Raw genomic sequence first — 24,695 nt, 5'->3', positions numbered from 1 at the left:
AGTGTGGTCGCGGTAAGGAGGCAGAATGTTCCTGAGTATGATACAACGGCGTAAGCCTGAAGATGTGACGTATGGGAAATTCTGGTTTTTTTAGTCCCATGCGGAATAAATATTCCATATCGAAAATAAATTCAGAGGTGCTAAATGAATCCCTGGAACTATGATATCCAGACTCTTGAGCGCAAAGCGCGGGCGGTTCGCCGTCACATTGTTAGATTAAATGCTAACAGCCCTGCGGGTGGGCATACTGGTGCGGACTTGTCTCAAGTTGAGCTGTTGACGGCACTCTATTTTCGTATACTCAATGTCGCTCCGGAGCGTATCGCTGATGAGGCTCGGGATATCTACATCCAGTCTAAAGGTCACGCGGTAGGCTGTTACTACTGCGTTCTGGCGGAGGCGGGTTTTTTTCCCGTTGACTGGCTGGAAACCTATCAACATGCCAATTCCCATCTTCCCGGACACCCGGTGCGCCAGAAAACGCCGGGTATTGAGCTGAATACCGGTGCTCTGGGCCACGGTTTACCTGTTGCGGTGGGACTGGCTCTGGCTGCGAAGAAAAGTAACAGTTCACGCCGCATCTTTTTAATCACAGGCGATGGCGAACTGGCCGAAGGAAGTAACTGGGAAGCGGCGCTGGCTGCTGCTCATTATGGCCTCGATAACCTGATCATTATTAATGACAAGAACAATCTTCAATTAGCCGGACCGACTCGCGAAATCATGAATACCGATCCGCTTGCCGCAAAATGGCAGGCATTTGGTATGACGGTGACTGAGTGTCAGGGGAATGATATGGCGTCGGTTGTCGCCACGCTGGAAGGACTTAAGCAGGATGGCAAACCTAACGTCATCATTGCCAATACCACGAAAGGCGCGGGTATATCTTTTATCCAGGGGCGCCCTGAATGGCACCATCGGGTGCCAAAAGGTGAAGAGATCGAACTGGCTCTGGAGGAATTAAAAGATGAGTAATGCAGAACACCTCGCGAACGTCATGGTTCAGGCGTTCATTGATGCAGTGGAACAAGGTGTTGACCTGGTGCCGGTCGTAGCGGACTCGACATCAACCGCGAAAATTGCTCCTTTTATAAAGCAGTTTCCCGGTCGCCTGGTCAACGTAGGTATTGCTGAACAAAGCATGGTTGGAACGGCGGCAGGACTTGCACTTGGCGGTAAGGTCGCCGTCACCTGTAACGCTGCGCCATTTCTTATCTCCCGTGCCAATGAGCAAATTAAAGTTGATGTTTGCTACAACAATACCAATGTGAAGCTATTCGGTCTTAATGCTGGTGCCAGCTATGGCCCGCTGGCGAGCACTCACCATTCGATCGATGATATTGCCATTATGCGAGGCTTCGGCAATATCCAGATTTTCGCCCCATCTTCGCCACGAGAGTGCCGACAGATTATCGATTATGCGATTGGCTATCAGGGACCGGTATATATTCGTCTTGATGGAAAAGCTCTGCCGGAAGTTCATGACGAGAGTTACCGTTTTGTTCCGGGGGCGGTGTTGACGCTGCGTGAGGGGGAGCATGTGGCGCTGGTGGCAACGGGCTCGACAGTTCATGAAATTGTTGATGCCGCCGCGCTGTTAGCTGACGCGGGAATTCAGGCGAAGGTGGTCAGTGTGCCTTCAATTCGCCCCTGCGATACCAAAGCCCTGTTATCTGCGTTACAAGGCTGTAAAGCGGTGATTACCGTGGAAGAGCATAATATTAATGGCGGGTTGGGAAGCCTGGTGGCCGAAGTGCTGGCAGAGGCCGGAATGGGGGCAATTTTGAAGCGTTTAGGCATCCCGGATGGGGAGTACGCGGCGGCGGCGGATCGAGGCTGGTTACGCCAGCACCATGGCTTTGACGCCGCAGCCATCGCGGCTCTGGCCCGCGAACTGCTTTGAATTCTATACTGTTGCCAGTGTGATTACAGCGTTGTCCGAAAAACGCCATTGCACACGATACGTTTGGTGGTGCGCGCGGAGGATCATCTGGTTACGCTGTAACACCACGATTTGATATTGCGTAAACCCGGCGTCTGCTTGTCTTGATGTCCGGGTTGCTTTAAAAGCGCTCTCTTTGGCGGAAAACGCCAGGGTGAGCGCCTGTTCAATAGACAAGCCGCTGTTTGCCAACAATTCTTTCTCAGCATGAGTGACAATGCTACTTGCCAGTTCGGTTGCCGTTTGTGGCGTAAAAATGGCTTCTATGTCAATACCCACCGGCTGTCTTGATACCACCGCCAGCGCAGTTGATGCGCTATGGCTGATACTGCCAAACAGCCCCTGCGGCCATACCGGTTGGCGTTGTGTACCGATGCCGGGTACCGTTTTAAGGCCAAATTCGCGCAAAGCGTGTACTGCGGCAATACGCCCTGCTAAGTGCTCAGCTTTACGCTTACGTCCACAGGATTGAAGCTGAGAGTGGTGGGGGAGCCAGAGCAGGTCGTGCTCATGGAAGCTGTCGGGATCGAACTCGACAATGTGCAGCGTGTGGTCTGCGAAAGTGAGCGGTGTGTGCGTGGTGTGCATCATAGTTATGATTTCCCTCTCCCCGCAGCGAGGAGAGGGAAAGCGTTATCAGAAGTGTGTGTTAACGCTCATGAACCACGTCCGACCCGGTTCGTTATAGGTGTACGCGCCAGCACCCGCCATATAATAGCCAGTCTTGTTGTCGCTGGTGGTCTGGGCATTACCTTCACGCCACAGACGTTTGTCGAAGACGTTATCCACGCCGCCGGTCAGGCTGACGTTTTTCGTCACATCCCAGGTCGCGCTCAGGCCGACGATGCTGTACGGACTCACTTCCTGGGCTGAACTGCCGGTCACTGGTTTACCCTGGTAATCATATTTCTTCGGCTGCTGTTTGCCGTACCAGGTAAAGGTGGATTGCAGTGACAAATCCTCACGCGCCTGCCAGCTCAGCGTTGAGTTCAGCGTGTATTCAGGAATAATCGACAAGCGTTCGCCGGTCTCTTTATTCTTACTTTGCAGCATGTAAGTGATGTTGTTGGTCCAGGTAACGGTTTCGCTAACCGGTACGTTTAACGTCCCTTCCAGGCCTTCCACCACCGCTTTAGGTACGTTTTCCCACTGATAGATATCGGTGTAGGTTGTTGTTTCTTTACCCGTAGTCGGGTTTTTCTGGGTAATTGACGTTCTGCTTAGCGGTACAGTCCCCGCTTCGATCTTGTTACGGTAATCGTTGCGGAACCAGGTGACGCCGGCCAGCCAACCGTCACGTTTGAACTCCAGACCAATCTCTTTGTTGATACTGGTTTCGGCCTTCAGGTCATCGTTGCCCATCATGTAGCAACCAATGCCCGTCGCAGATCCGGTGGCATAGCAGCCCTGGCCTTTGCTGTACAGAATATAGTTCGGGTTAGTCTGGTACAGGCTAGGTGCTTTATAGGCCCGTGCGATACCCATTTTCAGCGTAAAGTCGTCGCCCAGACCTTGGGACAGGTTCAGGGACGGGCTCCAGTTGTCGCCAACGACGCTGTGGTGGTCGAAGCGCAGACCCGGCGTCAACATGGTGCTGTCGGTCAGCTCCATGTTATTTTCAGCAAACAGGGAGAAAATTTCAGCTTGCGAATACGGGCTACGATCGGTGCTGCTGGCACCAGGTATGTTCCCGCCCATAAAGGTCTGGGTATTGGAACTCATGTCTTTCATACGCTGCTGGTTCCATTCGGTACCGAGCGTCAGGTTCTGGTTAACTAACAGGTCGAATGGAATGCTAATTTCGCTGTGCAGGGTGACATCCGCCAGGTCAGTGTCGGTAAATTGATTACTGTTAAATAACCCTTCAAGGCCACCTGCCAGACCTTCACCCAAACGGGAGTTACGGGTGTGTTCGTATTGCGCCCAGTTGCTGGTGGTAATGCCGTTGTCCCAGCCGCCGTTCCACGTCAGCGCATAGTTCTGGCGGTACATACGGTTGGTTTCTTTACCGTAGTATTTTTTCACCAGTCCGTTGGTTTTGTTATCGTTGTTGGTGTTTTGGGTGTCACCCGCATACAGGTTGCCCTGACGGCTGTAGCCAGCTTCAAACTCCAGCGATTGCATTGGGGCAAAATCCCAACGCAGCAGGCCGTTGATATCTTTGTTTTTTACCCCTTCACGACCCGCAGGCATCGTATCTGCGTAATCGCCCGTACGTGTTGACTGGTGACCGTCGTTAATGTCCCAGGCATCGGCCTGGGTTTTGTCGAGGTTACCGTTCAGGCGGAAGCTGAAATCTCCGCCCAGCGGTCCATTCAGACTAAAGTTGGTACGCTTGGTTGAACCTTCCTCTTTGTGTTCCGGGGTGTTGAAATAGGTATTCCAGGAACCATGCCACTCATCGCCGCCTTTCTTGGTGATGATATTCACCACACCGCCAGCTGCGCCATTGCCATAGCGTGCTGCGGCAGGACCGCGCAGCACTTCAATACGTTCAATCATTTCCGGAGCAACCCAGGCGGTATCGCCGCGGGTATCACGCTCGCCGCGCCAGCCCTGGCGTACGGAGTTACGGCTGGTAACCGGTTTACCGTCGATCAAAATCAGGGTGTTTTCTGGCCCCATGCCGCGAATATCGATCTGGCGGTTGTTGCCGCGCTGACCGCTGGTTGAGTTGCCGGTCAGGTTAACGCCAGGCATGGTACGGATGATTTCCGACACATCGCGAGCGGGAGGGTTCTTACGAATTTCATCAGCGGTAATGGTTGAAACACCCGGCGCCTGCAGGTTCTGCTGGGCGGCGGTAACGACGATGGTGTCTTCATGAGAGACAGCGACGCTATCGGTTTGATCTTCTGCCATTGCTGGCAGGGCTACCCCGTAAATCCCTAAATTGACCAATAAGGCCAGTGAATGAATCTTGTTGTTCATTGTATGTCCTGCTGTTCTTTTAGCCACGAGTACCAATGTGCCGTGGTGCGGCATTTGGCCTGATGTCGCCCGCATCTGCGTAAACTATCCATTCCAGAAAAAGTACGCAGCGCCAGGTCGGTTTATAAGTGGTGAAAAACTGTACGCGCTTCCCACAGCGCGACAATACGCTATTGCAAATGCAAATAGTTATCAATAATATTATCAATATATTTCACGCTAGATCATAAAATTTCACAATAAACATGGGGTTATGGCTGTGACGACGTTAAAGATGGGAAGCGAGGCGTGGTGGCAGTCGAAAAAAGGCCCGGAGTGGGAGCGTGAAGACAACGGAAATTATCGGGTAACCTTCTGGTGGCGTGACCCACGGGGAACGGAAAAAGAGTCAGCCATTCATCGCGTTTGGGTTTATATCACCGGCGTCACCGACCACCATCAAAATGCCATCCCTCAGTCGATGCGACGCATTGATGGAACAAATGTTTGGTGCTGGAGTGTTTCCCTCAGCGCCAACTGGCGTGGCAGCTACTGTTTTATCCCAACAGCACGAAACGATATCTTCTCCTCGCTGGCGGCGGACGCTGCGCCTGACCGAAGCATCCTGCGTGAAGGCTGGCGGCAATTGCTGCCGCAGGCCATTGCCGATCCCCTTAATCCGCAGAGCTGGCGGGGCGGTCGTGGCCACGCGGTGTCTGCGCTGGAAATGCCGGAGGCACCCGTACAGCCTGGATGGGAGCGACCTGAAAACCCAGATTCACCCGCAGTTTGCTTGCAATGGCATAGCGCCAGGCTCGGCAATACGCGTCGCGTATGGGTGTTTACCACCGGTGATGCTCAACCCGAAACGCGTCCGTTGGCTATCCTGCTGGACGGACAGTTTTGGGCACAGAGTATGCCGGTCTGGCCTGCGTTGACTTCACTCACGCATCGCGGACACCTTCCTTCTGCCGTTTATCTCCTGATTGATGCCATTGATACGGCTCACCGCAGCCATGAGCTACCGTGTAATGCGGATTTTTGGTTGGCGGTGCAGGAGGAGCTATTACCACTGGTGAAGACAACGACAGCGTTTAGTGACGATCCGCAGCGCACTGTGGTGGCTGGGCAAAGTTTTGGCGGGTTGTCATCGCTGTATGCCGGGCTGAACTGGCCTGCGCGCTTTGGCTGTGTGCTCAGCCAGTCGGGCTCTTACTGGTGGCCGCATCGTGGTGGTCATCAGGACGGAGCGATCGTCGAGCAACTGAAGACCGGGACCGTCAGCGCTCAGGGGCTGCGTATTGTCCTGGAAGCGGGGATCCGCGAGCCCATTATTTATCGCGCTAATCAGGCGTTATATGCCCAGTTACCTTCTGCACCACAGTCTATTTTCTGGCGTCAGGTTGATGGCGGACACGATGCGCTTTGCTGGCGCGGCGGTCTGATGCAAGGGCTAATGACGCTCTGGCAACCGCTTACCGACACGATTTAACCGGACGATGTTCCACGACAGGAGTTGAGTATGGAATTCAGTAACCCCTTCGATAATCCGCAGGGCCAGTTTTACATTCTGCAAAATCCCCAACGTCAGTTTAGCCTTTGGCCGCAGCAGTGCTCGCTTCCTGCTGGCTGGCAAATTGCTTGCGAACCTCAATCCCAGGAAGCCTGCCAGCAATGGCTGGATGCAAACTGGACCACGCTGACGCCAACGAACTACGTCGATGTGCAGGAGGCTCCATGACTCAGCGTTTACCGTTAGTGGCGGCTCAGCCGGGGATCTGGATGGCGGAAAAACTCTCCACATTGCCCTCGGCGTGGAGCGTGGCGCACTACGTAGAATTAACTGGCGAACTGGACGCGTCGTTGCTGGCGAAAGCCGTTGTGGCGGGCCTGGAGCAGGCCGATACTCTGCGGATGCGGTTTAGCGAAGATAACGGTGAGATCTGGCAATGGGTGGATTCTGCGCTCGCCTTTGCGCAACCTGAAATTATCGACCTGCGCGAAAAAGCCAATCCACATGAGGCGGCGCGTGCGTTGATGCAGGCAGACCTGCAGCAGGACATACGTGCTGATGGCAATAAGCCGCTGGTTTTTCACCTGCTTATACAGGTGGGAGAAAAGCGTTGGTATTGGTATCAGCGTTACCATCATTTGCTGGTCGATGGCTTCAGTTTTCCAGCCATTACCCGCCAGATAGCCGCAATTTATCGCGCATGGCTACACGGCGAGCCTACGCCTGACTCGCCTTTTACGCCGTTCGCCGAGGTGGTGGAAGAGTATCAACAGTACCGTCAAAGCGATGCCTGGCAACGCGACGGCGCTTTCTGGCGCGAGCAGCGAAAGCAACTCCCGCCTCCTGTCTCGCTGTCGAACAATCCGTTGCCGGGACGATCGGCCAGCGCGGATATTATTCGTATGAAGTTAACCGCGCCTGAAGGGGCGTTTCGTCGGCTTGCGGCACGTATGCCTGACGTTCAGCGTGCGGATCTGGCCCTCGCGCTGGTGGCATTGTGGCTGGGACGTTTATGCAGCCGAATGGATTATGCCGCCGGGTTTATCTTTATGCGGCGTATGGGGTCGGCGGCGTTGACCTCCACTGGACCGGTTTTAAACGTACTGCCATTTGGTGTGAGGCTGGATGCGGCAGAAAGCTTGTCTGCACTTGCACAACGACTGGCCGGACAGTTGAAGAAAATGCGTCGGCATCAACGTTATGATGCCGAACAAATCGTTCGCGACAGCGGGCGTGCAGCCGGTGCCGAGCCGCTGTTTGGCCCGGTGCTGAACGTGAAAATATTCGACTATCAGCTGAATATTCCCGGCGTTCAGGCACAAACCCACACGCTGGCGACAGGGCCGGTGAACGATCTTGAGCTGGCGTTATTCCCGGATGAAAACGGTGGGCTGAGTATTGAAATTCTGGCCAATAAACAGCGCTACGATGCAGAAATGCTGGCGCAGCATGCCTCGCGTTTAATCGGGCTTATCGAGCAGTTTGCCGACAATCCGGCGCTATGCTGCGGCGACGCCGGGATGCTGTTGCCAACAGAAAATGAGCGGCTGACGAAGATTAACGACACGATCGTCGAGATCCCGTCCACTACGCTAAGCGCGCTGGTGGCACAGCAGGCCGATAAAACGCCGGATGCCCCGGCGTTGGCCGATGCCCGCTATCAGTTTAGCTATCGCGAAATGCGCCAGCAGGTCGTGGCGCTGGCGAGGCTTTTGCGTGCACGCGGCGTCAAGCCTGGCGACAGCGTCGCCGTGGCATTACCGCGTTCCGTGTTCCTGACGCTGGCGCTGCACGGTATTGTTGAAGCCGGTGCAGCCTGGCTGCCGTTGGATACCGGATACCCGGACGATCGCCTGCGGATGATGCTCGAAGACGCGAAGCCAAAATTGTTGATCGCGACCAATGAGCAACTGGCGCGCTTTAGCGATATTCCTGGGCTGGAAAGTCTGTGCTATGACTCCCCCCTGCCAGCAGAAGATGCTGCTCCGCTGGCACTATCTCAGCCCATTCATACTGCCTATATCATTTTTACTTCCGGTTCTACCGGTAGACCAAAAGGGGTGATGGTTGGGCAAACCGCCATCGTTAACCGTCTGCTGTGGATGCAAAATCACTATCCGCTGACCGCGGATGATGTGGTGGCGCAAAAAACACCGTGCAGTTTTGACGTCTCGGTATGGGAGTTTTTCTGGCCGTTTATTGCCGGGGCAAAGCTGGTAATGGCAGAGCCTGAGGCGCACCGCGACCCGCTGGCGATGCAGCAGTTCTTTGCCCAATATGGGGTGACGACCACGCACTTTGTTCCCTCTATGTTGGCCGCTTTTGTCGCTTCACTGACGCCGGAAACCGCGCGGGAGAGTTGTGCCTCGCTGAAACGGGTATTTTGCAGCGGCGAAGCCTTGCCTGCAGATTTATGCCGTGAGTGGGAACAGTTAACTCATGCGCCACTGCACAATTTGTACGGACCAACGGAAGCGGCGGTTGATGTGAGCTGGTATCCGGCCTGGGGGGAAGACCTTGCTGATGTAACCGGCAACAGCGTGCCGATTGGCTATCCGGTATGGAATACCGGTTTACGTATTCTGGATGCCATGATGCGCCCGGTGCCTTTCGGCGTGGCTGGTGACTTATATCTGACGGGGATCCAACTGGCGCAAGGTTATCTGGGCCGTCCGGATCTGACCGCAAGCCGCTTTATCGCCGATCCGTTTAACGCTGGCGAACGCATGTACCGTACCGGGGATGTGGCTCGCTGGCTGGAAAATGGCGCGGTGGAATACCTTGGGCGCAGCGATGACCAACTTAAAATTCGCGGACAACGCATTGAGCTCGGCGAGATTGACCGGGTGATGCAGCAATTGCCAGATGTCGAGCATGCCGTTGCCCACGCCTGCGTATTCAACCAGGCGGCGGCGACAGGCGGCGATGCGCGTCAACTGGTGGGGTATCTGGTGTCACAATCGGGTTTACCGCTGGATACGTCCGCGTTGCGGGAAAAGCTGCGTGAAAAACTGCCTGCGCATATGGTACCGACAGTATTGTTGCAACTGGCGGAGCTGCCGCTTAGCGCGAACGGTAAACTGGATCGTAAAGCGCTGCCGATGCCACAGTTGACGTCGCGTGTTTCCGGGCGCGCACCGCGAGCAGGGACTGAAACCACCATCGCGCAGTCTTTTGCGGCTTTGCTGAATTGCGAGGTGAATGACGTGGCGGCAGACTTCTTTGCGCTTGGCGGACATTCGTTGCTGGCGATGAAGTTGGCAGCACAGTTGAGCCGGGTTTTTGAGCGTCAGGTGACGCCGGGGCAGATTATGGTGGCCTCTACCGTTGAACAACTGAGCGCTCTGTTGGAGAGCACTGATGATGAACAGTCGCAGCGTCTGGGATTTGAGGCACTGCTGCCGCTGCGTGAAAGTCACGGCCCAACGCTGTTCTGTTTTCATCCGGCGTCGGGTTTTGCCTGGCAGTTTAGCGTGCTGTCGCGATATCTCAGCCCGCAGTGGTCGATTATAGGTATTCAGTCGCCACGACCGGATGGGCCTATGCAGACGGCGGAAAACCTCGACGCGGTATGCGAACATCATCTGGCAACGTTGCTCAGTCAACAGCCTCACGGACCTTACTATTTATTAGGTTATTCGCTGGGCGGCACGCTGGCACAGGGGATCGCCGCGCGCTTACATGCCAGAGGAGAGACGGTTGCATTCCTCGGGCTGTTGGATACCTGGCCGCCGGAAACGCAAAACTGGCAAGAAAAAGAGGCTAATGGGTTGGATCCAGCGGTACTGGCGGAGATCGAGCGTGAACGCGAAGCGTTTCTGGCGGCGCAGCAGGGGAATGCGTCAGAGGCTTTATTTAACGCAATCGAAGGCAACTACGCCGATGCGGTTCGCCTGCTTACCACGGCGCACAGCGTGCCGTTTGCAGGTCACGCCACGCTTTTCGTCGCTGAGCGCACGTTAGTACCGGGTGTGAGTCCTGAGCGCAGTTGGTCGCCGTGGATATCCAGTCTGGATGTTTACCGCCAGGATTGCGCGCATGTTGATATTATTTCCCCTGCCTCATTTGAGGCGATAGGACCTGTAATAAATACACTGATTAATAAATCTGTGTAACAAGACGAATATTGCTATCGCGGTGATCGAACAATTCCATAATGTAAAAAATATGTTATGGAATTGTTCTTTTTTGTGCGGTGCAAGGTGATGAAAGGGGTGAATAAATTCCGAATATAATTTTTGGTAGGGCGACAAGCACAAAGATTGTTTCGGATAATTCTGACTAGCTGGTAGACTTCTCCCACAGGAATGTTTTTCTTTTAGGAAAGTTTTCAGGTCACGCAACATGTCATCATTAAATATAAAGCAAGATAACGTTTCGGAATTTACTGGGTATCCTCAGCCAACGGCAAACGCAAATGAAATCGATTTAGTGAATCTAATCGAAATCTTATGGCGTGCAAGAACGAAAATTATAGCGACCGTTTTCGCCTTTGCTTGTGTGGGTATTCTGGTCTCTTTTCTGCTGCCACAAAAATGGACCAGTCAGGCCATCGTGACGCCGGCGGAAGCGGTTCAATGGCAGGGATTAGAGAATACGCTGACCAAATTGCGCGTGCTGGATATGGATATTAGCGTTAGCCGTGGTGATGTGTTTAACCTGTTTATCAAAAAATTCCAGTCGCCTTCATTGTTAGAAGAATATCTGCGCTCTTCGCCTTACGTAATGGATCAATTGAAAGGTGCTGATATCGACGAAATGGAGTTGCATCAGGCAATTGTCAGGCTCAGTGAGAAAATGAAAGCGGTTGATACTAACCTGGGTAAGAAGAACGAAACTTCGCTGTATACCGCATGGACGTTGAGTTTTACCGCACCTCAGGCCGAAGAAGCCCAGTCAGGCTGAAGGGATATATCCAGTATATTTCTGCCCTTGTGGTGAAAGAAACGCTGGAAGATATTCGCAATAAATTGTCCATCAAAACCAGTTATGAAAAAGAGAGACTGGAGATGGATCGCGTCAGGCTCAAAAACCAGCTGGAAGCAAATATCCAGCGACTGAACTACTCGCTGGAGATCGCCAATGCCGCCGGGATTAAAAAGCCGGTCTACAGTAATGGCCAGGCCGTGAAGGATGACCCCGATTTTTCTATTTCACTGGGTGCTGACGGCATCGAACGTAAATTAGAAATAGAAAAATCAGTAACGGATGTTGCTGAAATTAACGGTGAATTACGTAATCGCCAGTATCACGTTGAGCAACTGTTAGCGATGAATGTGGGTGACGTAACATTTACGCCGTTTAAATATCAACTTTCACCTTCGCTGCCGGTTAAAAAAGACGGTCCGGCTAAATCAATGATCGTTATTCTGGCCGCATTACTGGGGGGAATAGTGGCGTGTGGTGGCGTTCTGCTGAACTATGCCATGGTGTCGCGTAAGCAAAAAATGACGTTTATTGATCAGCAACTGGTGTGATGAATTGTCGTATGGCGGCAAGCTGGCCGCCATACTGTAACGCGTGTTATTTGTTGCGTCCAAGCGGCACCACTAACGGCGTTCCGGCAACCGGATCGTCGATAATCATACAGCGCAGTCCATAGATTTTTTCAATAAGCTGCGCGGTGACGATCTCCTTCGGTGCACCCTCGGCAATTATTTTTCCGTCACGCAGCGCGATCAGATGTGTTGCATAGCGACAGGCCTGATTCAGGTCGTGCAAAACGGCGGCCAGCGTATAACCTTTTTCCCGATTTAGCTCACTCAACAGTTCCAGCAGATCGATCTGATGACTGATATCCAGCCAGGTGGTGGGTTCATCGAGCAGCATAATCGACGTTTCCTGCGCCAACACCATCGCAATCCATGCACGCTGACGTTGTCCGCCGGAAAGGGTATCCACACTTTGTGATGCCAGATGGGTGATACCCGTCGCCTGCATGGCGTTTGAGACCGCAGTTTCATCCTCTTGCCGCCAGCGGGTAAACAGCGGCTGGTGCGGGTAGCGTCCGCGGGCAACCAGCTCCTGTACCGTAATATCTCCCGGCGTGGTGGCGTTTTGCGCCAGCAAACCTATTCTGCGGGCGACTTCTTTGCTGGCATAGTGCTGAATATGCTCGCCATCGAGCCAGACCTTGCCGTGCGCGGGCGTCATCAGACGACTCAGCGTGCGCAGTAGCGTTGATTTCCCGCAGCCGTTTGGCCCGATAATCGCGGTGAAATGGCCGTCGGGAATCGATACATTGAGGTTTTCCGCCACGGTAAACTTGCCATAACCCAGCGTTAACTGGTCGCCACGCAAACGGGCTACTGATTCGATCATTTTTTGCGGGACTCCTGAATTAACAAGACGATAAGATAAATACCGCCGAGGCTTACGGTGACAACGCCCACCGGAAGCTGATAAGGCATAAACAGCTGTTGGGCGCATAAATCCGCCATCAGCAACAGCAACGCGCCGCACAGCGCCGACAGGGTTAATCCCCAGCGCGATGTACCGCTTATACGTCGCGCGATATGCGGCGCGACAAGAGCAATAAACGAGATAGGACCGGCCAGCGCGGTGGCGGCAGCGGTCAGTACCACCGCAACCAGCATCATCATCAGACGTGAACGCTCAACGCTGACGCCAAGCGCACAGGCGCTGTCATCACCCATTTCCAGTAAACGCATCCGGCGTACCAGCAGCGCGGCGCACACCAGCATGATGATAATCAGCGGGGCAGAAGGCCAGGTTTTGGCCCAGGTCAGGCCATTGAGCGATCCGGCGTTCCACAGCCCAGCCGTCAGCGCGGTTTCTAATGATGCTTTCAGCAGCAGCCAGGTGTTGAACGCCACCAGCATGGCGCGAATGCCGATACCGATAATAATCAGCCGGAAGGTGTCGATACCATTGCGCCAGGCGAGCGCCCAGACCACCAGAGAAGTCAGGATCCCACCCAGCATGGCTGCCAGCGCGATAGCGGTGAGATGCTGTCCGAACAGCACCATTGCCACCAGCACACCGCTCCAGGCCCCGGTGTTGAAACCCATCACATCCGGGCTGCCCAGCGGGTTGCGCATCAGCGACTGGAATATTGCGCCGCTCACGCCGAGCGCTGCGCCAATCAATAGCGCCATGAGCACGCGTGGCAAACGCCATTCGGTCACCACCAGCGTAATACTGCGCGGCGCATCGCCGAGCAGGGCGGCAATAATTTGCTGGGTTTCCAGCGTAACAACGCCGCTACGCAGGCTCCACAAACCCATGACGAGACAACCTGCAATCAGCAGCAGGCTGCTGATTATCAGGCGGCGGGAGAGGTGCATCATGCGCCACCTCCGCGCGATTTACGGCGTACCAGAAAGATAAGCACCGGTGCACCGATAAACGCACTGACTACCGACACGCGCAGCTCGCCGGGGACAATCAGGCGACCGATTATATCGGCAATCAGTAACAGAGAAGGCGTTGCCAGTAGGGTTACGGGCAGTGACCAGCGGTGATCCGCCCCCACCAGCCAGCGTGCCATGTGCGGCATCATCAGGCCGATAAAGGCGATAGGACCGACAATCGCGGTCGCACTGCCGCACAGTACGGTAATAACCAGTAGGCCAATAAACTGCGTGCGAGCGACTTTACTGCCAAGCGCGGTAGCGGTGTCGCTGCCGAGGCTCAGGCTATTCAGGGCGCGACTGAGGAACAGTGCGACAGCCGCGGCAATCAGTACCGGTACCAGCACAACCTTCAGCGTTTGCAGGCTGCGGATATCCAGTGAGCCGGCCTGCCAGAAACGCAGCTGATCGTAAACGTCCGGGTTGAGCAAGGCGATGCCGGTGGATAATCCTTCCAGCACCGCGCCCAGCGCAACGCCCGCCAGCGTCAGACGCACCGGGCTTAACTGCCCGCCGCCCTGACTGCCGGTAAAAGCTACGATCAGCGACGCAGCCAGCGCACCGCAAAAGGCCATCAGCAGCTGCTCTTGCGCAGAGGAAAAGCCGAACAGCGCGGCCCCCAGCACAATAGCGAAGCTGGCGCCGGAGTTGACACCCAGAATGCCGGGATCGGCGAGAGGGTTACGCGTGAGCGTTTGCATAAGTGCGCCAGCCAGGCCCAGCGCGCCACCGGCGAGCAGCCCCGCCAGCGTGCGCGGCAGGCGCGCGTCCAGCACGATGGTGCAATCAGCACTTTGACAACTGCCGGTGAGCGCATCCAGCACCACGGAGGCAGGTAGCGACTTGGCGCCAATACCCAGACTTAATACCGTGGTGAGAACAAGTAATAACAATAGTCCGGGCACGGCGAAGGTACGTGTCGCGGAAACAGAGCATGACATATCAACTTCCCTGATAATGATAGTAATTATCGTTATCGATCTTATTTGGATATGTTAGCATGTGCAGCCATCGAATGGATATTGAAAAAGTACCTGGTAAGGCTCTGTAATGAATCGACAATCCTGGCTGCTCAATCTCAGCCTGTTAAAGACCCACCCAGCATTTCGCGCTGTCTTCCTCGCCCGTTTTATTTCCATTGTCTCTCTGGGGCTACTCGGCGTGGCGGTTCTGGTACAGATCCAGATGATGACCCAGTCGACCTGGCAGGTGGGGTTGTCGGTGACGTTGACCGGTAGCGCAATGTTTATTGGCCTGATGGTGGGCGGAGTGCTGGCCGACCGCTATGAGCGTAAAAAAGTGATCCTGCTGGCGCGTGGAACCTGTGGTATTGGCTTTATTGGCCTGTGTCTGAATGCGCTGCTGCCCGAACCGTCGTTGCTGGCGATTTATCTGCTTGGCTTATGGGACGGTTTCTTTGCCTCTCTGGGCGTGACCGCATTGCTGGCTGCGACGCCAGCGCTGGTTGGGCGCGAGAATTTGATGCAGGCTGGGGCGATTACCATGCTGACGGTGCGTCTGGGATCGGTAATTTCACCGATGCTTGGCGGGGTGCTGCTCGCGACTGGCGGCGTGGCCTGGAACTACGGACTGGCGGCGGCGGGAACCTTCATTACCTTACTACCGTTGCTGAGCCTTCCTGCGTTGCCGCCTCCGCCGCAGCCGCGCGAGCATCCGCTGAAATCGCTGCTGGCGGCATTCCGCTTTCTGCTTGCCAGCCCGCTGATTGGCGGCATTGCGCTGCTCGGTGGTCTGTTAACCATGGCGAGCGCCGTGCGTGTGCTGTATCCGGCGTTGGCGATTAACTGGCACATGTCGAGTGCGCAAATTGGCCTGTTGTATGCGGCTATTCCGCTAGGGGCAGCCGTGGGCGCATTGACTAGCGGACAACTGGCGCACAGCGTTCGCCCGGGACTGATTATGCTGGCATCGACCGTGGCTTCATTTCTGGCTATCGGCCTGTTTGGCTTGATGCCCGTCTGGCAGCTTGGTGTGGTTTGTCTGGCGCTGTTTGGCTGGTTGAGCGCGGTCAGCTCTTTGTTGCAGTACACCCTGTTACAGACGCAGACGCCGGAAGCGATGCTCGGACGAATTAACGGTTTGTGGACGGCGCAAAACGTCACCGGCGATGCGATTGGCGCGGCGTTGTTAGGTGGTCTGGGCGCGATGATGACGCCGGTTGCTTCGGCAAGCGTGAGTGGATTCGGGCTGGTGATTGTCGGTCTGCTACTGCTGCTGTTGTTGGGAGAAGTACGCCGATTCCGGCAGGTCCCCGTGAATGTCTGATCGCGTTGTGCTCTAAGGTTGTAGGCCGGATAAGGCGTTAGCCGCATCCGGCGCTGACCATTAAAAGAGAGCTGACAGACGTTGCAGCAGCAGCGTGGCGCTGTAGTAGTCGAGACGGAAGGTTTCCGTACCCAGGGCGTAAACGCGTTTATTCTGCACGGCAGGCAGATGCGCCAGAAGCGGATTGGCGTAAATAGCGTCGGCATCTTTGCTGTCGCCAGCAAACAGGAACAGCGCTTCACCGTTCAGGCCTGCCGCCAGGTTCTCACCGCCAAGCTGGATGATATCGTGGCGTTTGCCCTGACTCTGGCTGGTGTGCAAGTTGGCAGGCAGCGTTGCCAGCGTGAACCCTAACTGCTCCATCAGCTTGCCTTGCGCTGACTCAGGCGTCCACAGGTTGGCGCTGTGCGCCGCTGCGGTATATACCAGCGCGCTGACCGGCTGTGGTGGCAGGGTAATATGTTGCTTAACCGCCTGAAGTTGCTTATCAAACTCGGCAATTCGCGCAACTGCCTGTTGCTCCTGACCGGTAATTTCACCTAACTGGGTCAGCAGCGACTGCCAGCTTTTATCGTCGTAATTAATGATGAGCGTTGGCGCAATGGTGGACAGCTGATCGTATAGCGCGAGGGCAGAATCTCCCCCAGTGGCGCTTACGAGAATCAGATCCGGCATTTGAGCTGCGACAGCCTCGGCGCTCGGTTCGCCGATATACAGGCGGCTCAGTTTGCGTTCTTTTGCCACTTCGCTCCACTGGCGTAAAAAGCCCTGCGCATCGCCGATGCGATTGTTCGGCGTAGTGGCACCGCTGGCAATGACCGGGGCATCAATCGCCAGCAGCGAGCCGGTGAGGGTCACGCTGGTGGAGACAATTCGCTGCGGCTTATGCTCAAGCGTATGCGTGCCGCGACTGTCAGTAACCTGACGCGGCCAGTCGGCGGCGTGACCTGAAGAAATTCCTGAAAGAGATAAACCTGCCAGTAAGAGCACGGTGCGGCAAAAAGAGGGGAGACTCACGAATCGGCTTCCTGTTATCAGTATAAGTAATGCTTCTCATTTTCATTGTTAGCGAGCAAGGATGCAAGCCAAAGTCGCACATTGTGCTACCACAAGAGTTGACATACCGTCGCTTTACTTTTAGGTTAGCGACCGAAAATATAAATGATAATCATTATTAGAGCCTTTATCATTTTTGGAGGATGATATGGATACGTCACTGGCCGAGGAAAAAACGCAGACTATGCCGACGCTCGCTCCCGACAGTTTTTTCTTTATGTCGCCGTACCGTAGTTTTACGACGTCAGGATGCTTCGCCCGCTATGCGGAACCGGCAATTGATGGCGATTCGCCAGACAGCCCTTTCCAACAAAAAATGAACGCACTGTTTGCTGATGCCAAATTGCAAGGCATCGCGAACCCTGTCATGGTCGGGGCGATTCCCTTTGATACCCGCCAGCCATCATCGCTGTTTATTCCCCAATCATGGCAGAGCTTCTCTCGTACGTCGAAGCAGCAATCATCACGTTACTTTACCGCGCATCAGTCGCTGAACGTCGTTGAACGTAAATCGATCCCGGAACAGGACTTTTTTGAAGATATGGTCGCCCGGGCGGTTGCGCTGACGTCCACTCCGGAAGTCGACAAAGTGGTGTTGTCACGCCTGATCGATATCACCGCCGATGCCAACATTGACAGTGGTGCGCTGCTGGAGCGTCTGGTGGCGCAAAACCCGGCGAGCTACAACTTCCATGTACCGATTGAAGACGGCGGCGTATTGATTGGTGCCAGCCCGGAACTGTTACTGCGCAAAGAAGGCGATCGTTTCAGTTCTCTGCCGCTGGCGGGCTCTGCACGTCGTCAGCCTGATGATGTGCTGGATCGCGAAGCAGGGATCCGCCTGCTGGCATCTGAGAAGGACCGCCATGAGCACGAACTGGTGACGCAAGCGATGAAAACGGTATTGCGCGATCGCAGCCGTGAACTACAACTGCCTTCTTCTCCGCAGCTGGTTACCACGCCGACGCTCTGGCACCTCGGCACGCCGTTTGAAGGTAAAGCTAACCCGCAGGAAAACGCCCTGACGCTGGCGTGCCTGCTGCATCCGACGCCTGCGCTGAGCGGCTTCCCACATCAGGTTGCGCGCAAGCTTATCGCCGAGCTGGAGCCGTTCGATCGCGAATTGTTCGGTGGCATTGTTGGCTGGTGTGATGCCGAAGGTAACGGTGAGTGGGTAGTGACGATCCGCTGTGCGAAGCTGCTGCGCAATCAGGTACGTTTCTTTGCCGGAGCAGGAATTGTTCCAGCCTCTTCCCCGGTTGCGGAATGGCGCGAAACGGGGGCTAAGCTCTCCACGATGTTGAATGTTTTTGGACTGCACTAAGAGCCTTGTTGACTGGTTTTAAGGAGCAATAATGAGTATTCCTTTCACCCGCTGGCCGGAAGAGTTTGCCCGCCGCTATCGTGAAAAAGGTTACTGGCAGGATTTGCCGCTGACCGACATTCTGACCCGTCACGCCGACAGCGAGCATACGGCGGTAATTGATGGTGAACGCCATCTGAGCTATCGCCAACTGAATCAGGCCGCTGACAATCTTGCCTGCAGCTTGCGTCGCCAGGGGATCAAACCCGGCGAAACCGCGCTGGTACAACTGGGCAATGTGGCTGAGCTGTATATCACTTTTTTTGCGCTGCTCAAGCTGGGCGTAGCCCCGGTACTGGCGTTATTCAGCCATCAGCGTAACGAACTCAACGCCTATGCCAAACAGATTGAGCCGGCGCTGCTGATTGCCGATCGCCAGCATGCGCTGTTTAGCGGGGACGATTTTCTTAACGCTTTTGTGGCTGAACACAATTCAGTGCGCGTGGTGCAACTGCGCAATGATGAAGGTGAACACAATCTGCAAACGGCGATAAGCCAGCCTGCGACTGATTTTACTGCTACACCTTCGCCCGCTGATGAGGTGGCGTACTTCCAGCTTTCTGGGGGGACGACCGGGACGCCAAAGCTGATTCCTCGCACTCATAACGATTACTACTACAGCGTGCGTCGCAGCAATGAGATTTGCCGCTTCACCGGGGAAACGCGTTATTTATGCGCAATCCCGGCGGCGCATAACTACGCCATGAGTTCGCCAGGCGCGCTGGGCGTATTCCTGGCCGGTGGCACTGTAGTGCTGGCGGCTGACCCGAGTGCCACTCTGTGTTTCCCGCTGATTGAACAGCATCAGGTTAACGTCACGGCGCTGGTGCCACCTGCGGTGAGCCTGTGGTTGCAGGCGATTGCGGAGTGGGGCAGCAATGCGCAACTGGCTTCGCTGAAATTGCTTCAGGTCGGTGGCGCGAGACTTTCCGCCACGCTTGCGGCACGTATTCCAGCCGAGATTGGCTGCCAGTTGCAGCAGGTCTTCGGCATGGCGGAAGGGCTGGTGAACTACACCCGTCTGGACGACAGTCCTGAGCGCATCATCAATACCCAGGGTCGCCCGATGTGTCCCGATGATGAAGTCTGGGTAGCAGACGCTGACGGCAACCCCTTAGCCCAGGGAGAGACCGGACGCCTGATGACGCGTGGTCCGTACACCTTCCGCGGTTATTTCAAAAGTCCTGAGCATAATGCCAGCGCCTTTGACGCCAACGGCTTTTACTGTTCCGGCGATCTGATCGCTATCGATCCGGATGGTTACATCACCGTTCAGGGGCGTGAAAAGGATCAGATCAATCGCGGCGGGGAGAAGATCGCCGCTGAAGAGATTGAAAACCTGCTACTGCGCCATCCAATGGTGATCCATGCCGCGCTGGTCAGTATGGATGATGAACTGATGGGCGAGAAAAGCTGTGCCTGGCTGGTGGTGAAAGAGCCGCTGCGCGCGGTGCAGGTGCGCCGTTTTCTACGCGAACAGGGCATAGCGGAATTCAAATTACCCGATCGTGTTGAGTGCGTTGAGTCATTACCGCTGACTCCAGTGGGGAAGGTAGATAAAAAACAATTACGTCAGTGGCTGGCATCACGTTCACTGGCCTGAAGGAGAAATAGAAATGGCAATTCCTAAACTGCAGGCTTATGCGCTACCAACGGCGCTCGATGTTCCGGTGAACAAAGTCGACTGGGCATTTGACCCTGAACGCGCCGCGCTGCTGATCCACGACATGCAGGATTATTTTATCGGCTTTTGGGGCGATAACTGCCCGATGATGGCGCAGGTCGTCGCGAACATCGCCGCGCTGCGCCAGTACTGCAAAGAGCATAACATTCCGGTGTATTACACCGCTCAGCCGAAAGAACAGAGTGATGAAGACCGCGCTCTGCTCAATGATATGTGGGGACCGGGCCTGACGCGTTCCCCGGAACAACAAAAGATCGTTGAGGCGCTGGCGCCGGATGAAGCGGATACTATTCTGGTGAAATGGCGTTATAGCGCATTTCATCGTTCCCCGCTGGAACAGATGCTCAAGGAAACCGGGCGTAATCAACTGATCATTACTGGGGTGTATGCGCATATCGGCTGTATGACCACCGCAACGGACGCCTTCATGCGTGACATCAAGCCGTTTATGGTTGCCGATGCGCTGGCGGACTTTAGCCGTGACGAACACCTGATGTCGCTGAAATACGTGGCGGGACGTTCCGGACGTGTGGTAATGACCCAGGAATTATTGCCGACACCGGTCCCGACCAGTAAAGATGCGTTGCGCAGCGTTATTCTGCCGTTGCTGGATGAGTCTGAAGAGCCGATGGATGACGAAAACCTGATCGACTACGGGCTGGATTCCGTGCGCATGATGGCGCTGGCGGCGCGCTGGCGTAAGGTTCATGGTGACATTGATTTCGTGATGCTGGCGAAAAAACCGACCATTGACGCATGGTGGGCGCTGCTCTCCCGCGAGGTGAAGTAATGGCTGGATTTGATTTTGCCGGGAAAACCGTCTGGGTAACCGGCGCGGGTAAAGGGATTGGCTACACCACGGCGCTGGCGTTTGCGAATGCTGGCGCTGAGGTGACAGGATTCGATCGCAAATTTCCTCAGGATAACTACCCGTTTGCGACCGAAGTGCTGGATGTGGCGAATGCCGGACAGGTAGCTGAAGTGTGCCAGCGCGTCCTCAAAGCGCGCGAGCGTTTGGATGTGTTGGTCAATGCCGCAGGTATTTTGCGTATGGGGGCCACCGATGCGTTGAGCGTTGAGGAGTGGCAGCAGACGTTTGCGGTTAACGTTGGTGGGGCGTTCAATCTGTTTCAGCAGACGATGGCGCAGTTTCGTCGCCAGCAGGGCGGGGCGATCGTGACCGTCGCGTCGGATGCTGCGCACACGCCGCGTATCGGCATGAGCGCTTACGGTGCGTCAAAGGCCGCGCTGAAAAGCCTGGCGCTTACGGTCGGACTTGAACTGGCAGGCAGCGGTGTGCGTTGTAACGTGGTTTCTCCGGGTTCGACCGATACCGACATGCAGCGTACGCTGTGGGTCAGCGATGACGCAGAGCAACAGCGCATTCGTGGATTTGGCGAGCAGTTTAAGCTCGGGATTCCGCTGGGGAAAATCGCCCGGCCGCAAGAGATCACCAACACTATTTTATTCCTCGCCTCCGATCTGGCCAGCCACATTACGTTACAGGATATCGTGGTGGACGGCGGTTCCACGCTGGGGGCATGACGATGATCTGGAAGCGTCATTTAACGCTGGATGAACTCAATGCCACCAGTCAGAACACGATGGTGGCGCATTTAGGCATGGTCTACACCCGGCTGGGGGATGATGTGCTGGAAGCCGAAATGCCGGTGGATAGCCGCACGCATCAGCCATTTGGCCTGCTGCACGGCGGCGCATCCGCGGCCCTGGCGGAAACGCTGGGTTCGATGGCGGGTTATCTGATGACCCGCGACGGGCAGTGCGTGGTGGGGACGGAACTCAACGCCACGCATCATCGGGCGGTATCGCAGGGGAAAGTGCGCGGCGTTTGTCAGCCGTTGCACCTTGGGCGTCAAAATCAAAGCTGGGAAATTGTTATCTTTGATGAGCAGGGACGACGCTGTTGCACCTGCCGTTTAGGCACTGCGGTGATGGGGTGAGGTCACCCGGCAAAGTAAAATGAAATTGCAGAGTTAACAGGTGAATGAAGTGATCTAGTTAACAATGCAATGTAAATACTCAGTGATACTTCGGGTTTGCATGGTTGTCAGGTTGTTAAATTCAGAAAAGATGTTATAGAAACAAAATGTAACATCTCTCTGGATCGGACAACGGATAACAACTATGAACAAATCAGGGAAGTACCTCGTCTGGACAGTGCTCTCCGTTATGGGAGCATTTGCCCTCGGCTATATCGCATTAAATCGTGGTGAACAGATCAACGCGTTGTGGATAGTCGTGGCGTCGGTCTGTGTCTACCTTATCGCTTATCGTTTCTACGGCCTGTACATCGCGAAAAATGTACTGGCGCTTGACCCGACGCGTATGACGCCAGCCGTGCGCCATAACGACGGTCTGGATTATGTTCCCACCGATAAAAAAGTGCTGTTTGGTCACCATTTTGCGGCAATTGCCGGAGCGGGTCCGTTAGTTGGACCGGTGCTGGCGGCGCAAATGGGCTATCTGCCGGGGATGATCTGGCTGCTCGCCGGGGTGGTACTGGCGGGTGCAGTGCAGGACTTCATGGTGCTGTTTGTTTCTACCCGTCGCGATGGTCGTTCCCTTGGCGAACTGGTGAAAGAAGAGATGGGCCCAACGGCGGGCGTTATTGCGCTGGTGGCCTGTTTTATGATCATGGTGATTATTCTCGCGGTACTGGCGATGATCGTCGTGAAAGCGCTGACCCACAGTCCGTGGGGAACCTACACCGTGGCGTTCACCATCCCGCTGGCGATCTTCATGGGGATTTATCTGCGCTATCTGCGCCCGGGCCGCATTGGCGAAGTGTCGGTCATCGGTCTGGTGTTCCTGGTGTTTGCCATTATTTCCGGCGGCTGGGTGGCTGAAAGCCCGACCTGGGCACCGTACTTTGACTTTACCGGCGTACAGCTGACGTGGATGCTGGTGGGCTACGGTTTTGTTGCCGCCGTCCTGCCGGTGTGGCTGCTGCTGGCCCCGCGTGATTACCTCTCTACCTTTCTGAAAATCGGCACCATTGTTGGTCTGGCAGTAGGGATTTTGATCATGCGTCCGACGCTGACCATGCCTGCGCTGACCAAGTTTGTTGACGGTACTGGCCCGGTCTGGACCGGTAACTTGTTCCCGTTCCTGTTTATTACCATTGCCTGTGGTGCGGTATCTGGCTTCCATGCGCTGATCTCCTCCGGAACCACGCCGAAGATGCTGGCGAATGAAGGGCAGGCCTGCTTTATCGGCTACGGCGGAATGCTGATGGAATCCTTTGTCGCCATTATGGCGCTGGTTTCCGCGTGCATCATCGATCCGGGCGTGTACTTTGCGATGAACAGCCCGATGGCGGTGCTGGCTCCTGCGGGGACGGTGGACGTAGTGGCTTCTGCGGCACAGGTAGTCAGCAGTTGGGGCTTTGCCATTACGCCAGACACCCTGCATCAAATCGCCAATGAAGTGGGTGAGCAATCCATCATCTCCCGCGCAGGTGGTGCGCCGACGCTGGCCGTCGGGATGGCGTACATTCTGCACGGCGCGCTGGGCGGCATGATGGATGTGGCGTTCTGGTATCACTTCGCCATTCTGTTTGAAGCGTTGTTTATTCTGACGGCGGTAGATGCCGGTACACGCGCCGCGCGCTTTATGCTGCAGGACTTGCTGGGCGTGGTATCACCGAGCCTGAAACGTACCGATTCGCTGCCTGCAAACCTGCTGGCTACAGCGCTGTGTGTGCTGGCCTGGGGTTACTTCTTACACCAGGGCGTGGTGGATCCTCTGGGGGGTATTAATACCCTGTGGCCGCTGTTTGGTATCGCTAACCAGATGCTGGCGGGTATGGCGTTGATGCTCTGTGCTGTGGTGCTGTTCAAGATGAAACGTCAGCGCTACGCATGGGTGGCGCTGGTGCCAACGGCCTGGCTGCTGATTTGCACCCTGACCGCTGGCTGGCAGAAAGCGTTTAGCCCGGATGCGAAAATCGGCTTCCTGGCTATCGCCAACAAGTTCCAGGCGATGATCGACAGCGGTAACATTCCGGCGCAGTACACCCAGTCGCAGCTGACGCAGCTGGTGTTTAACAACCGTCTGGATGCGGGTCTCACCATCTTCTTCATGGTCGTCGTTGTGGTGTTGGGTCTGTTCTCCATCAAAACTGCGCTGGCAGCATTGAAAGAGGACAAACCAACTTCGAAAGAGACACCGTACGAGCCGATGCCTGAGAATGTCGAAGAGATCGTGGCGCAGGCGAAAGGTGCGCACTAATATTCTCTTAACCAATGAGCCCTCTTCGCAGCGGGGAGGGCGTTTGTACGACAGGGAATCACTATGTTTGAAACACTCGCCAAAGCCGGGAAGTATTTAGGTCAAACCGCCCGATTAATGATAGGTGTGCCGGATTACGACAACTATGTTGAACATATGCGCGTCACGCATCCGGATCAGACGCCAATGACCTATGAAGAATTTTTCCGCGAGCGCCAGGATGCGCGCTATGGGGGGAAAGGCGGCGCGAAGTGCTGTTGATTTTTTGCCGGATGGTGCAGACGCTTATCCGGCCTACAACAATGCTTTGACCGTAG

Annotated in this window: 19 protein-coding genes and 1 pseudogene; 14 read left to right on the top strand and 6 right to left on the bottom strand. The window is 55.2% G+C overall.

The genetic code is table 11. The annotated features are described in order from the left end of the window. Positions 1-144 precede the first annotated feature (144 nt). On the top strand, positions 145-975 hold the full coding sequence (locus IB222_RS16740; RefSeq protein ID WP_003831177.1) for a transketolase: 831 nt from the start codon (positions 145-147) through the stop codon (positions 973-975). Then, on the top strand, positions 968-1,903 hold the full coding sequence (locus IB222_RS16735) for a transketolase C-terminal domain-containing protein (RefSeq protein WP_149281871.1): 936 nt from the start codon (positions 968-970) through the stop codon (positions 1,901-1,903). Before IB222_RS16740 ends, IB222_RS16735 begins: the two co-directional genes overlap by 8 nt. 3 nt (positions 1,904-1,906) lie before the next feature. Here the strand turns inward: IB222_RS16735 and entD are convergent, their stop codons facing one another. Then, positions 1,907-2,530 carry an enterobactin synthase subunit EntD gene (entD, locus tag IB222_RS16730; RefSeq protein ID WP_149384185.1) on the bottom strand — a complete coding sequence of 208 codons (624 nt, stop codon included), beginning with the start codon at positions 2,528-2,530 and terminating at the stop codon, positions 1,907-1,909. Between the two features lie 48 nt (positions 2,531-2,578). Further along, positions 2,579-4,873, bottom strand: coding sequence for a TonB-dependent siderophore receptor (locus tag IB222_RS16725; protein ID WP_149384108.1), 2,295 nt, complete (start codon positions 4,871-4,873; stop codon positions 2,579-2,581). Between the two features lie 253 nt (positions 4,874-5,126). Between IB222_RS16725 and fes the strand changes: the two genes are divergently transcribed. From fes to wzz(fepE), 4 genes and pseudogenes are all read left to right on the top strand, one after another. Next, a complete protein-coding gene (gene fes, locus IB222_RS16720) occupies positions 5,127-6,344 on the top strand; it encodes an enterochelin esterase (protein ID WP_126318891.1) in 1,218 nt (405 codons plus the stop codon). 30 nt (positions 6,345-6,374) lie between these two features. Next, on the top strand, positions 6,375-6,593 hold the full coding sequence (locus IB222_RS16715) for an MbtH family protein (protein ID WP_003831185.1): 219 nt from the start codon (positions 6,375-6,377) through the stop codon (positions 6,591-6,593). Then, the gene (gene entF, locus IB222_RS16710; protein ID WP_148362282.1) at positions 6,590-10,480 is read left to right on the top strand and encodes an enterobactin non-ribosomal peptide synthetase EntF; all 3,891 of its coding nucleotides are present in this window, start codon (positions 6,590-6,592) and stop codon (positions 10,478-10,480) included. The genes IB222_RS16715 and entF overlap by 4 nt, the downstream gene beginning before the upstream one ends. A 229-nt stretch (positions 10,481-10,709) precedes the next feature. Beyond that, positions 10,710-11,842: pseudogene (gene wzz(fepE), locus IB222_RS16705) on the top strand (LPS O-antigen length regulator Wzz(fepE)). A 46-nt stretch (positions 11,843-11,888) separates the two neighbouring features. On the opposite strand, the gene fepC reads toward wzz(fepE), so the two are convergent. The 3 genes from fepC to fepD are packed head-to-tail and all read right to left on the bottom strand — an operon-like array spanning position 11,889 to position 14,679. Further along, on the bottom strand, positions 11,889-12,686 hold the full coding sequence (fepC, locus tag IB222_RS16700; protein ID WP_148362281.1) for an iron-enterobactin ABC transporter ATP-binding protein: 798 nt from the start codon (positions 12,684-12,686) through the stop codon (positions 11,889-11,891). Next, on the bottom strand, positions 12,683-13,675 hold the full coding sequence (gene fepG, locus IB222_RS16695) for an iron-enterobactin ABC transporter permease (protein ID WP_003831191.1): 993 nt from the start codon (positions 13,673-13,675) through the stop codon (positions 12,683-12,685). The genes fepC and fepG overlap by 4 nt, the downstream gene beginning before the upstream one ends. Beyond that, positions 13,672-14,679, bottom strand: a complete 1,008-nt coding sequence (gene fepD, locus IB222_RS16690) for a Fe(3+)-siderophore ABC transporter permease (RefSeq protein ID WP_149384109.1) — start codon at positions 14,677-14,679, stop codon at positions 13,672-13,674. Before fepD ends, fepG begins: the two co-directional genes overlap by 4 nt. 109 nt (positions 14,680-14,788) lie before the next feature. Here fepD and entS point away from each other — a divergent pair, with 109 nt between their 5' ends. Continuing rightward, entirely contained in the window at positions 14,789-16,024 is a 1,236-nt protein-coding gene (gene entS / locus IB222_RS16685) for an enterobactin transporter EntS (RefSeq protein WP_149384110.1), read from the top strand. A 60-nt stretch (positions 16,025-16,084) separates the two neighbouring features. On the opposite strand, the gene fepB is transcribed toward entS, so the two are convergent. Next, a complete protein-coding gene (gene fepB, locus IB222_RS16680) occupies positions 16,085-17,041 on the bottom strand; it encodes a Fe2+-enterobactin ABC transporter substrate-binding protein (protein WP_003831194.1) in 957 nt (318 codons plus the stop codon). Between the two features lie 187 nt (positions 17,042-17,228). On the opposite strand from fepB, the gene entC reads away from it, so the two are divergent. The 7 genes from entC to IB222_RS16645 all read left to right on the top strand — a co-directional run bounded on the left by entC (position 17,229) and on the right by IB222_RS16645 (position 24,639). Further along, positions 17,229-18,404, top strand: coding sequence for an isochorismate synthase EntC (gene entC, locus IB222_RS16675; protein ID WP_149384111.1), 1,176 nt, complete (start codon positions 17,229-17,231; stop codon positions 18,402-18,404). Positions 18,405-18,435: 31 nt separating this feature from the next. After that, positions 18,436-20,046, top strand: coding sequence for a (2,3-dihydroxybenzoyl)adenylate synthase EntE (entE, locus tag IB222_RS16670; protein ID WP_126318879.1), 1,611 nt, complete (start codon positions 18,436-18,438; stop codon positions 20,044-20,046). Positions 20,047-20,059: 13 nt separating this feature from the next. Further along, the gene (locus tag IB222_RS16665; protein ID WP_149384112.1) at positions 20,060-20,917 is read left to right on the top strand and encodes an isochorismatase; all 858 of its coding nucleotides are present in this window, start codon (positions 20,060-20,062) and stop codon (positions 20,915-20,917) included. Then, positions 20,917-21,672 carry a 2,3-dihydro-2,3-dihydroxybenzoate dehydrogenase EntA gene (gene entA, locus IB222_RS16660; RefSeq protein ID WP_149384113.1) on the top strand — a complete coding sequence of 252 codons (756 nt, stop codon included), beginning with the start codon at positions 20,917-20,919 and terminating at the stop codon, positions 21,670-21,672. The genes IB222_RS16665 and entA overlap by 1 nt, the downstream gene beginning before the upstream one ends. A gap of 2 nt (positions 21,673-21,674) precedes the next feature. Continuing rightward, positions 21,675-22,088: a proofreading thioesterase EntH gene (entH, locus tag IB222_RS16655; protein WP_003022055.1), complete on the top strand. Its 414-nt coding sequence runs from the start codon at positions 21,675-21,677 to the stop codon at positions 22,086-22,088. 184 nt (positions 22,089-22,272) lie between these two features. Continuing rightward, the gene (gene cstA, locus IB222_RS16650; RefSeq protein ID WP_008784063.1) at positions 22,273-24,378 is read left to right on the top strand and encodes a pyruvate/proton symporter CstA; all 2,106 of its coding nucleotides are present in this window, start codon (positions 22,273-22,275) and stop codon (positions 24,376-24,378) included. Positions 24,379-24,441: 63 nt separating this feature from the next. Next, positions 24,442-24,639, top strand: a complete 198-nt coding sequence (locus IB222_RS16645; RefSeq protein WP_003022064.1) for a YbdD/YjiX family protein — start codon at positions 24,442-24,444, stop codon at positions 24,637-24,639. Positions 24,640-24,695: the final 56 nt, after the last annotated feature.

It is taken from the genome of Citrobacter sp. C13 (genome assembly GCF_014596815.2).
Lineage (GTDB): Bacteria > Pseudomonadota > Gammaproteobacteria > Enterobacterales > Enterobacteriaceae > Citrobacter > Citrobacter portucalensis.
This window is presented reverse-complemented; position numbering and strand designations above follow the sequence as displayed.

Coding starts and splice junctions, on each gene's coding strand:
- IB222_RS16740 (WP_003831177.1), top strand. CDS start 145: ATGAATCCCTGGAACTATGATATCCAGACTCTTGAGCGCAAAGCGCGG.
- IB222_RS16735 (WP_149281871.1), top strand. CDS start 968: ATGAGTAATGCAGAACACCTCGCGAACGTCATGGTTCAGGCGTTCATT.
- entD (WP_149384185.1), bottom strand. CDS start 2,530: ATGCACACCACGCACACACCGCTCACTTTCGCAGACCACACGCTGCAC.
- IB222_RS16725 (WP_149384108.1), bottom strand. CDS start 4,873: ATGAACAACAAGATTCATTCACTGGCCTTATTGGTCAATTTAGGGATT.
- fes (WP_126318891.1), top strand. CDS start 5,127: ATGGCTGTGACGACGTTAAAGATGGGAAGCGAGGCGTGGTGGCAGTCG.
- IB222_RS16715 (WP_003831185.1), top strand. CDS start 6,375: ATGGAATTCAGTAACCCCTTCGATAATCCGCAGGGCCAGTTTTACATT.
- entF (WP_148362282.1), top strand. CDS start 6,590: ATGACTCAGCGTTTACCGTTAGTGGCGGCTCAGCCGGGGATCTGGATG.
- fepC (WP_148362281.1), bottom strand. CDS start 12,686: ATGATCGAATCAGTAGCCCGTTTGCGTGGCGACCAGTTAACGCTGGGT.
- fepG (WP_003831191.1), bottom strand. CDS start 13,675: ATGATGCACCTCTCCCGCCGCCTGATAATCAGCAGCCTGCTGCTGATT.
- fepD (WP_149384109.1), bottom strand. CDS start 14,679: ATGTCATGCTCTGTTTCCGCGACACGTACCTTCGCCGTGCCCGGACTA.
- entS (WP_149384110.1), top strand. CDS start 14,789: ATGAATCGACAATCCTGGCTGCTCAATCTCAGCCTGTTAAAGACCCAC.
- entC (WP_149384111.1), top strand. CDS start 17,229: ATGGATACGTCACTGGCCGAGGAAAAAACGCAGACTATGCCGACGCTC.
- entE (WP_126318879.1), top strand. CDS start 18,436: ATGAGTATTCCTTTCACCCGCTGGCCGGAAGAGTTTGCCCGCCGCTAT.
- IB222_RS16665 (WP_149384112.1), top strand. CDS start 20,060: ATGGCAATTCCTAAACTGCAGGCTTATGCGCTACCAACGGCGCTCGAT.
- entA (WP_149384113.1), top strand. CDS start 20,917: ATGGCTGGATTTGATTTTGCCGGGAAAACCGTCTGGGTAACCGGCGCG.
- entH (WP_003022055.1), top strand. CDS start 21,675: ATGATCTGGAAGCGTCATTTAACGCTGGATGAACTCAATGCCACCAGT.
- cstA (WP_008784063.1), top strand. CDS start 22,273: ATGAACAAATCAGGGAAGTACCTCGTCTGGACAGTGCTCTCCGTTATG.
- IB222_RS16645 (WP_003022064.1), top strand. CDS start 24,442: ATGTTTGAAACACTCGCCAAAGCCGGGAAGTATTTAGGTCAAACCGCC.